Origin of the sequence: Bacillus sp. ISL-47 (genome assembly GCF_018613175.1) — a bacterium.
In the GTDB taxonomy this organism is placed as follows: Bacteria; Bacillota; Bacilli; order Bacillales; family Cytobacillaceae; genus Cytobacillus.
The window spans coordinates 50,660-59,240 of record NZ_JAGGQS010000025.1 but is presented as its reverse complement, the minus strand read 5'-3'; the positions used below and the strand labels follow the sequence as shown (position 1 = coordinate 59,240).

Sequence of the window (8,581 nt, the reverse complement as noted above, 5' to 3'; positions counted from 1 at the left end):
ACACCCTTGCGTTAAGCTAACCACTACTACTGCCTTCATGGCTCGGGACTTTCACCCTATAGACTGCACCCATGCCGGGCGCACAAGCAAAAAAACAGATCAGCTAAAAAGCTGATCTGTTTTTTTGTATGTAGATGAAAATCATTTTTATTCCTATTGTGAACAATTTGTGAACGCTTCCCGATTGTACCTTTACTTTCCTTTTTTGCGGTAAGACTAAGCTTACAAAAAGGAGGATCATGCTGTGGAAATATCCTGGATCACTTTTATTATGGTTATATTAGCAAGCTACCGCTTAACTCATTTAATTGTTTTCGATAAAATAACTGAGCCCCTTAGAAACCTTTTTTTAGTGAAAAGAGAGACACCCTCCCACCAATTTAAAAAAGCACCAAAATCGATGTTCGGATATTTGCTGACATGCTATTGGTGCACGGGTATGTGGTCAGCTATCCTGCTCGGATCGTTATACATCCTTCTTCCGTCATTTGGATGGTATCTAATTTTCATTCTTGCTATAGCCGGCGGGCAAGCCATACTTGAATCATTTGTAGGTGTTAACATTAAAAAGACAGAATTATATGCTGATAAACTCATGAAAGAGACTTCTAAAACTAATTAGCAAGCAAAATGCCCCAATGGCTTTGTACTGTACTAAGGTAACTTTAAATAAGGAATAAGTTTACCATCTACACCTTTTTCTTACAGATAAACAGGACTATTGTGGGATTTTGTCGTTTTAAATCGAATTCCCTCTGCAATCAAGGTATAATTTAGATTGGAAAAAATAGATACATAGTAAACGCTTTATATAGGGGAGGATTTATATGATGGGATGGGTAATAGCCATTTTGTTTGGTTCAGCAGTTGTGCTGCTCATTTTATCGTTTTTTAAAACGACGAAATCAAAATCAAATCTTGAGCAACAAATTGATCAGGTAACTTTTTCATTAAAGAATGAAATCCACGAGCTGCAGCAGCAGATCAGAAATATTGAATTAGATGCAGAGATTACTGCACACCAGTCAGGCTCCATGAGAGGAACATCGGAAGAACGCTTATTACTGCGTGAAATTCTTGATCTCCATAAGCGCGGGTATTCCTTTGAGAGCATTGCCTTAAAAAAACAGCTTTCACCAAATGAGGTAGAGCGGATGCTTTTGCCTTATTTATCAAAAAGGGCTGAAAGGAGCATGGTTGCACAATGACAGCTAATTCCTTGCGCAGTTTTGCAGCTGGCCTTTTAGTGGCTGCGGTTTTGACTGGCGGCGCCTACTTTTTTGGAGCTTCTGAAGCAAAAAGCACTCAAAAACCGGCAGATAAAACCGAAAAAGTGGTTAAACAGGAAAAGCTGACTGACAAAGAAATGATCGGTCTGCTATCCTCTAAAGGCTATGTAATAAATACAGAAGATGAGTGGAGCGAGCAGCTGGCTGCCGCTGCAAAAGTCAATGAAAAAACGGAAGAGAAATCAAATAAGGAAACCGGCGAAAAGGTTGTCTATCGCACCATCCTGACAGTCTCGATGGGCATGACAAGCATCGATGTTGGCAATGCACTTGAGCGTGCAAATATTATTGATAGCGGAATCCAGTTTTACAAAGATGTTGAAAAACGCGGCTTGGCGAACGAACTGCGTCCTGGAACATTCGAAGTGGAAAGCGGAATGACAACAGATGAAATCATTTCGGTTATTTTTAAGTAGCTTTAATAGGAAAAGCTCCTTTTAGGCAATAAAAAGGAGCTTTTTTCTTTGGTTGAATCCTGAGCGAAAGCTATTTATTTCGGGCATTATAAACTTTTAGTCTGCGGTTAGAAAGAATTTATGTGCGCATAGCCCCGCTTTATGTGGATAAAAAAATTTATGTGCTGATAATAATCTGACGACTCTTCACGTGTAAAGTTTTTATCTTATGGCTCTGCTTAGATGGCTCTGCTTAGCTTAAACCTGCCTACTCCTCCAAAAATCCGCGAAACACTTCAAGAAGCTCAGCAGGCGCTTCATACATGCTCATATGCCCTGCACCTTTAATGGTCACCTGCTGGATATTCAGTCCCGTGACGGTAAAAGACTTTTCAGGCGGAACAACCTGGTCTTTTTCACCAGCGATCATTAACACCGGCAGTTTCGAATTTTTTAGAACATGATTACGGTCGGGCCTCTGTTTCATCGCTTTCAAAGACGCTTTGGCACCTTCCGGATTAGTGCCATAACCAATCTCTTTTGCCTGTTGTTGATCTTCAAGGTGCTTTTCTCCTGGCGCAAAAAGATTGGGAACGAGTCCATCAACAAAGGATTTAATTCCATCTGCATCGATTTTCCCGGCGGCCACTTCCCTGCCCTTCTTCCCTTCTTCGGAATCCGGATTCGCTGTGGAATGGAGAAGTGAGAACTGTTTCAGCCTGTCCTCATAAGCTTCAGCAAAAGCAAGTGTTACATAGCCGCCAAGCGAGTGGCCAATGAGAGACACTTTCTCCAATCCCAGCTCCTCAAAAGTACCTTTAATCATTTCTGCCATCGTTTCAACTGAAATATCTCCGTCAGGCAAACCAGAACCTCCGTGTCCGGGGAGGTCAACCGCAATTACTCGGTAACTGTCAGCCAAAGCTGGTATCACATTCTGCCAATAATCCTTACTGCCGCAGAATCCGTGAATCAGGACAACTGGTTCACCCTGGCCTGCATCATAGTAAGATATTACTGTTCCATTAACTTCTGCTCGTTTAGCATCCATTCTAAACACCCGCCTTATTTTGCTAGTACATCCTGGTATTCACTTTTTCGATCAAAGACAGCTTTCGCGTAAGAGCATACCGGTACAATCTTAAAACCCTTCCCACGCGCCTCCTGTACAACACTTTCTACCAGCTTTCCTGCAATTCCCTGACCGCGTAGCGAATCACTCACATACGTATGGTCAATCGTTACCTGAGATTCACCGCTTGGTACAAAGGAAATTTCAGCGGCCATATTCCCTTCTTCATCATTTACAAAAAAGCGGTTCTCTTCTTTTTGAATTTCTGCACTCATTTAATACCCTCCCTATTGGTTTCCAAAGATCTGATTCTAATATGTCCTTATGCTTGTATATTAACATATTGGTTGGAAAAATTATCTTACCCGGGTAATGATGGTACTCTAAAATTTCCCTCTTTTCTGAAGCCCTTAAACACGATCACTCAAATTTTCTTTTCCTCTATACTTTTATCAGAATATTCATTATAATAGTTCGAATAGCGTAATACATTCATTTCCCTTTAGGGTACCATTGAGATATAGCGGGGTGTAAAAGTGTTTCCTGTAAAAATAAATAAAAATACAGTCTTAATAGTGGGCATTATCTTTGTTGCTTTTAATCTTAGACCTGGCATAACTGCAGTTGGACCGCTGATTAGTTCAATCAGATATGATATGGGAATCTCAAACGGTCTGGCTGGCCTGCTTACGACCCTTCCTTTGCTGGCTTTTGCTTTCCTTTCTCCTTTTGCTCCAAGAATCGCCCAAAGATTTGGCAATGAAAAAAGTATTCTGGGCGGACTCGCTGTACTGGGGGCGGGAATAATCATCCGCTCTACGATTTCTTTATTTTTGGGTACGGCTTTAGTAGGTATGGGAATCGCGATATGTAATGTCCTTCTCCCTGGAATAGTAAAGGAACGCTTCGGAAAAGTGGGTTTACTGACAGGTGTTTACACATTTTCTATGGGACTGTGGGCAGGCCTGGCCCCTGGACTAAGTGTGCCTCTGGCAGAAACATGGGAGATCGGCTGGTCCTGGTCACTCAGTGTTTGGATTATTTTAGTGGTAATCGCCATTCTGATCTGGCTGCCGCAGCTTAAAGCAAGAAAGGAGAACACCGACAGACAAAGGGCTGTCTCCTCCAGCTCTTCTCTCTGGCAGTCCTGTGTTGCCTGGCAGGTGACCCTTTTTATGGGCTTGCAATCACTCGTTTATTTCTCCTTTATCACCTGGCTGCCTGAGATTCTTAATGATCGGGGATTTAATATCGAAACAGCAGGCTGGATGGTCACACTGATGCAATTTTCCGGTCTGCCCGCTAATTTTATTATCCCTGTTCTCGCAGACCGGCTTCCAAACCAAAAAGCAATAGCTGTTGGAATTGGCGTTTTTTGCACTGCTGGTATAACAGGGCTTCTTCTTAATATAAATTCTTTTATAATTATAGGGAGCATTATACTAATCGGCATTGCTTTGGGTGCGGCCATCAGCCATTCATTAACATTGATCGGTTTGCGTGCGGCCAATGCGAAACAGGCTGCTGAATTATCAGGCATGGCTCAATCGGTAGGTTATTTGCTAGCTGCTCTTGGCCCGTTTTTGATCGGTTTTATTTACGACTTTTTTCATGCTTGGACACTTCCGTTAATCCTGCTGGTTATTGTTACTATTGTTTTCACATTGGCCGGAGTTGGTGCAGGAAGAAATCAATATGTATTGGAAACAGCCTTTATTGACAGAAAGAAATCCCCTTCTACCATTGCATGATAAGGGGATTTCTTTCAATTTTTTTTAGTAAGTTCCTCATACAAAACACGGGCATGATTATGGATCGGGTCTTTCGCGGCATATAGTAAGGTGACCTTATTCACTTTGGACATTCTGGCTAACTCTTCGATCTTGCGGACCTTATCTTCCTGCGTACGCAGCTCAATAAGATACTTTTCCCGAAATTCATTAAAAAGTTCCGGTTTGTGATTAAACGCTTTTCTTAACTCGCTGCTTGGTGCAATATCCTTTTCCCAAGCTGTTAGGCGTGCAGCCTCTTTCTTTATTCCCCGCGGCCAAAGCCGGTCGACTAATACTCGGTAGCCATCATCTTCTTCAAGCGGATCGTAAATTCTCTTTATAAAAATTGCTGCCATAAGCAAGCACCCCTTCCAGAAAAGTTCCTTTTCAGTATTTTTCGTTTCAATATCTATTGTGATTTGCTATTATTTTACTATAAACACATTACAAATTTTTCTAATTACATGGAACGTGAGGTGTAAGGAATTTGACAGGTACAATTGCAGTCATTATGATTTTCTCCATTCCCATTATCGGCATCCTGACTTTTCATACACAAAGACTGGCCAAAATTAAACATAACATGATTAAAGATGAAATCACCCTGGAGAAACTTAAACAGGAAAACTTTCTGCTTGAAACGGAAAAAATGAAACTTGAACTTGAGCATATTAAGATTGAAAACACTCATGATAAAACGAATATTATATAACTTTTTTAGGGCTTTCTCTTCGGGCCCTCTTTTTCTGCCTCCAAAGGAACATTAAATATAATACCCTGCTGAATCTATCAATGTATCTTCCTTCCAATCCTTAATAAAACACAAGTTTTGATAAAACGGTGGATAATAATAATAAAAATTGAGTGTGAGTTTGCTTAAGAACAAAAGCGCATAATAAAATCCCCTTCTTTTCAGGAGGGGATTTTATTATTATATTTTCTCGATAATTTTCCTGGCAGTGCTTGCCCCATTTTCGATGCAGTCCGGTATGCCGACACCGTAATAGGAGCAGCCGGCAAGCCATACCCCCGGGTAATCTTTGGACAGCTTGCATTCAAGTGCCGCCACCGTCTTCGGATGGGTGATTTGGTAGTTGGGCATTTTTTCAGTCCAATTGGTCACCTCGCTTGCAACAGGTTCAGCCGTAATGCCTAGGCTTTTTTCTATATCAGCTAAAGCCACCTGCAGAAGCTCCTCTTTATTCAATTCCTTTAGAGATGCAAATGCCGGATGGCTGCTTTTATAAAATAATCTTAAAAGCAAATTGCCGCTTTCTGAAGTATGCTTCCACTTGCGGCTTGTCCAGGTGCAGGCATTGCATGTTAATTCATCAGTATTTTCAGCGATAAAACCTGTACCGTCCGCTGGAAGCTCGCTGTCCGGTATATTAAAAGCAACATATATGGAAATAAGCGAACTATTTTTAAGACCGCCAAACTCCTTTTCGATCCCCTTGTCATCGAACAGCTTTTCAGCTGCATTATGCGGGATACTGAGCACGATATGATCTGCTTCCAGACTTTCCCCATTGGTAAAAGTCACCCTGTATCTGCCATCTGCTTTGTCAATGTTGGCTGCCTGGGTATTTTTCAAAATTTCTTCACCATTCAGTTTTTCTTCATAAGCATGTATCAGTGCATCAAGGCCGCCTTTAAATGATAGAAACTTTTTTCCGCCGCCGCTCTGGAATACACTTCGGTTTTCTTCAAAGCCTTTAATGATACTCCCGTACTTTTCTTTATAATCGAACACTTGCGGAAGAGTTGAAGCAATCGTCAAGTCGTTTAGATCACCTGAATAAACACCAGAAAGCACAGGTCCAATTTGTTTTTCAACCAATTCTTTACCGAAAAAGTGCTCCAAAAATTCGCCGATGGAATCATTCTTCGTAAAGCCTTCATTTTTCGTATAAAGATCCTTTAGCGCTGCAACTTTACCTTCTGCAGACACAAGGGTCGTTTTTGCCAGAGATTCAACGCTGGCTGGAATCCCGAATACAGAATCTGCCGGAATCAGCTTTAGCTTCCCATCGCTATATATAAACGACCGCCCCGCCGCGTTATAAACGAGTTCTTCTTCCAGGCCAAGCTCCTGAATAAAATTCATCCCATTGGCTTTGCGGGCAACAATCGAATCTGCGCCCGCCTCCATCACAAAGCCGCCTTCCCGGACAGTCCGAATTTTGCCGCCCAGCTGTGCCGATGATTCTGCCAGTACTAGCCTTATATCGGACTGATTTTCTTCTTTCCATTTATTTAATTCATACATAGCGGCCAGCCCTGTAACCCCACCGCCAATAATCAATACTGTTTTCATCTGTACACACCTCTATTTACATCCAATTCATATATAAAGTGTACCACATAATATCTGGATGAAAGAATGTGATGGTATGTCCAAATGATGAATATAGTTTATAAAGGGGGGAGTGAATAATGAAGCATTCAGAACTTACGATGAACCTGCTTCGATATTCAGTATCATACGTTTTTATCGTATCCGGTTTTATGAAGCTAATCAGCGCGGAAATAGGCAATACTTTTGTAAATCTGGGGCTTCCCTATCCCGAACTTCTCATGCATGTTGTCGCTTTTCTTGAAATCGTATGCGGTGTATTAATTCTTTTTAATAAAAGTGCTAAAAACGCAGCCATTCCACTGATTGGTATTATGATTGCTGCCATTATTCTGACAAAAATGCCAGCTCTTAATTCAGGTTTTATGCCTTTTGCCTTCGACGTCAGGCTGGATGTCATCATGCTTGTACTGCTTTTTATTTTGTATAGGCAATCTGGGTAAGCAGGACAGATTTTATTAAGGAATGCTGATAGGACGGGAGGTGACCGAATATCCGAAACCACCCTATAAATTTCATGAGGGAAGCCCTTCCAAATAGAATAAAAAGGTTAGATTTGGCACGAAATATAGAAAAACGGAGAGCTCAGCCTCTCCGCTTTTTCATTTCCGAAACCAATTCGCATGCTCCTCCATATGCAAAAAAGAAATGTCCGTATTAACTTCTCCATTTATCCGATCGAACTCGACATCCTGCCCGCTAAGCCACTTGGAAAAATCAAATACAATCGGTTCCCGGTCTCCCCCTAACGAAAACCAGGCCTTCATCTCTTTAGGCAAGTAAGCAGATGTATGGATCGTTCCCGCCCAGCTGCCATATAGATCGGAAAAAACGCCTTTGTCCGTATCATTTAAAAGACGGAAAGCCTCATGGGCACTTAATGGCTGCTCCTGCCGGTTTTTCATTACATCCAGCCTGCGCATGCTATCCACCAGATGGTTCCGGTTCTCATGCTTCATCATTTCAAAATGGTTCGTGCAGGCAGTTGTCTGGCGGATTTCCACTCCCCGAGGGGAGGCTTCCACTGCATAAGTCTCACCGCTTCGATCGTATGCCACATAAGTAAAAGAGTGGCGATGGGGAATTTCCTTTAGCATATCGACCGCTTCACTGACATTGGCACACGACTCCAGTATAAGCCTGCCAATCATACAGCATATAAAGCCATCCCCCGGGTTTTTCCGGTTCATAAAGTTATAGCCAATCACGAGCCCTTTTTCATTCATGCCATCCATCCGGCCCGTCACCCGCTGGCTGGGTCCTTTGATCGCATAGCCCTGATCGGTTGGCTGATAAAAGGTATAACGCCCCTCATATGTTTTTGGATGATAATCATAATTTCGGATCAGGTAGTCTTCACCAGTTATAATTGAACAGCCTGAACGGACATAATCCAATCGATAGCCTCCAAACTCTTTTAGTACTCTTTCTATGGGCCATCCAAGTGCTTCCTGCAATCCAAGCAGCTCATCCCAAATGCCAGGCGCAAACCTGGTAATTGCATTTCTCGCTTCACCTTCATTAATGGAGAATCGCGGCTTTCTCACCTTCCATTGATCCTCGCGGTTTTTTACAGAAAGTGAGTCCCTTAATTTCTCCCCTTGCATATACCCAAAATCAAAGTGGGTACCCCGAAACTGTATAATATCACTGTAAATCTTCTTCAAAACAAATCCCTCTTCTTTTATTTTCTTTTG

General features: G+C 42.0%; 11 protein-coding genes. 6 read left to right on the top strand and 5 right to left on the bottom strand.

The features are described 5' to 3' along the window. The first annotated feature begins 271 nt into the window (after positions 1-271). The 3 genes from J7I93_RS10035 (at position 272) to J7I93_RS10025 (ending at position 1,705) form a co-directional block, all read left to right on the top strand. Entirely contained in the window at positions 272-622 is a 351-nt protein-coding gene (locus tag J7I93_RS10035; protein WP_214725734.1) for a DUF1360 domain-containing protein, read from the top strand. 205 nt (positions 623-827) lie between these two features. Then, positions 828-1,208, top strand: coding sequence for a hypothetical protein (locus J7I93_RS10030; RefSeq protein WP_214988160.1), 381 nt, complete (start codon positions 828-830; stop codon positions 1,206-1,208). Beyond that, positions 1,205-1,705, top strand: a complete 501-nt coding sequence (locus J7I93_RS10025; RefSeq protein ID WP_214725726.1) for an endolytic transglycosylase MltG — start codon at positions 1,205-1,207, stop codon at positions 1,703-1,705. Before J7I93_RS10030 ends, J7I93_RS10025 begins: the two co-directional genes overlap by 4 nt. 247 nt (positions 1,706-1,952) lie before the next feature. Here J7I93_RS10025 and J7I93_RS10020 read toward each other — a convergent pair whose 3' ends face one another. After that, positions 1,953-2,735: an alpha/beta fold hydrolase gene (locus J7I93_RS10020; RefSeq protein WP_214725725.1), complete on the bottom strand. Its 783-nt coding sequence runs from the start codon at positions 2,733-2,735 to the stop codon at positions 1,953-1,955. Between the two features lie 14 nt (positions 2,736-2,749). Then, positions 2,750-3,031: a GNAT family N-acetyltransferase gene (locus J7I93_RS10015; RefSeq protein ID WP_214725724.1), complete on the bottom strand. Its 282-nt coding sequence runs from the start codon at positions 3,029-3,031 to the stop codon at positions 2,750-2,752. A 261-nt stretch (positions 3,032-3,292) separates the two neighbouring features. On the opposite strand from J7I93_RS10015, the gene J7I93_RS10010 reads away from it, so the two are divergent. Then, entirely contained in the window at positions 3,293-4,507 is a 1,215-nt protein-coding gene (locus tag J7I93_RS10010; RefSeq protein ID WP_214988163.1) for a CynX/NimT family MFS transporter, read from the top strand. Between the two features lie 14 nt (positions 4,508-4,521). Here the strand turns inward: J7I93_RS10010 and J7I93_RS10005 are convergent, their stop codons facing one another. After that, a complete protein-coding gene (locus J7I93_RS10005) occupies positions 4,522-4,884 on the bottom strand; it encodes a DUF488 domain-containing protein (protein ID WP_214725723.1) in 363 nt (120 codons plus the stop codon). 131 nt (positions 4,885-5,015) lie between these two features. Here J7I93_RS10005 and J7I93_RS10000 point away from each other — a divergent pair, with 131 nt between their 5' ends. Continuing rightward, on the top strand, positions 5,016-5,240 hold the full coding sequence (locus J7I93_RS10000) for a hypothetical protein (RefSeq protein ID WP_214725722.1): 225 nt from the start codon (positions 5,016-5,018) through the stop codon (positions 5,238-5,240). A 219-nt stretch (positions 5,241-5,459) separates the two neighbouring features. Here the strand turns inward: J7I93_RS10000 and hemG are convergent, their stop codons facing one another. Beyond that, positions 5,460-6,845 carry a protoporphyrinogen oxidase gene (gene hemG, locus J7I93_RS09995; RefSeq protein WP_214725721.1) on the bottom strand — a complete coding sequence of 462 codons (1,386 nt, stop codon included), beginning with the start codon at positions 6,843-6,845 and terminating at the stop codon, positions 5,460-5,462. Positions 6,846-6,964: 119 nt separating this feature from the next. Here hemG and J7I93_RS09990 point away from each other — a divergent pair, with 119 nt between their 5' ends. Next, entirely contained in the window at positions 6,965-7,327 is a 363-nt protein-coding gene (locus tag J7I93_RS09990; protein ID WP_214725720.1) for a DoxX family protein, read from the top strand. A gap of 159 nt (positions 7,328-7,486) precedes the next feature. Here J7I93_RS09990 and J7I93_RS09985 read toward each other — a convergent pair whose 3' ends face one another. Next, a complete protein-coding gene (locus J7I93_RS09985) occupies positions 7,487-8,551 on the bottom strand; it encodes a C45 family autoproteolytic acyltransferase/hydrolase (protein ID WP_214725719.1) in 1,065 nt (354 codons plus the stop codon). Positions 8,552-8,581 lie beyond the last annotated feature (30 nt).

What these genes read in the sequence shown, in the direction of transcription:
- hemG (WP_214725721.1), bottom strand. Translation starts at nt 6,845, where the DNA reads ATGAAAACAGTATTGATTATTGGCGGTGGGGTTACAGGGCTGGCCGCT.
- J7I93_RS10035 (WP_214725734.1), top strand. Translation starts at nt 272, where the DNA reads ATGGTTATATTAGCAAGCTACCGCTTAACTCATTTAATTGTTTTCGAT.
- J7I93_RS10030 (WP_214988160.1), top strand. Translation starts at nt 828, where the DNA reads ATGATGGGATGGGTAATAGCCATTTTGTTTGGTTCAGCAGTTGTGCTG.
- J7I93_RS10005 (WP_214725723.1), bottom strand. Translation starts at nt 4,884, where the DNA reads ATGGCAGCAATTTTTATAAAGAGAATTTACGATCCGCTTGAAGAAGAT.
- J7I93_RS10025 (WP_214725726.1), top strand. Translation starts at nt 1,205, where the DNA reads ATGACAGCTAATTCCTTGCGCAGTTTTGCAGCTGGCCTTTTAGTGGCT.
- J7I93_RS10015 (WP_214725724.1), bottom strand. Translation starts at nt 3,031, where the DNA reads ATGAGTGCAGAAATTCAAAAAGAAGAGAACCGCTTTTTTGTAAATGAT.
- J7I93_RS09990 (WP_214725720.1), top strand. Translation starts at nt 6,965, where the DNA reads ATGAAGCATTCAGAACTTACGATGAACCTGCTTCGATATTCAGTATCA.
- J7I93_RS10020 (WP_214725725.1), bottom strand. Translation starts at nt 2,735, where the DNA reads ATGGATGCTAAACGAGCAGAAGTTAATGGAACAGTAATATCTTACTAT.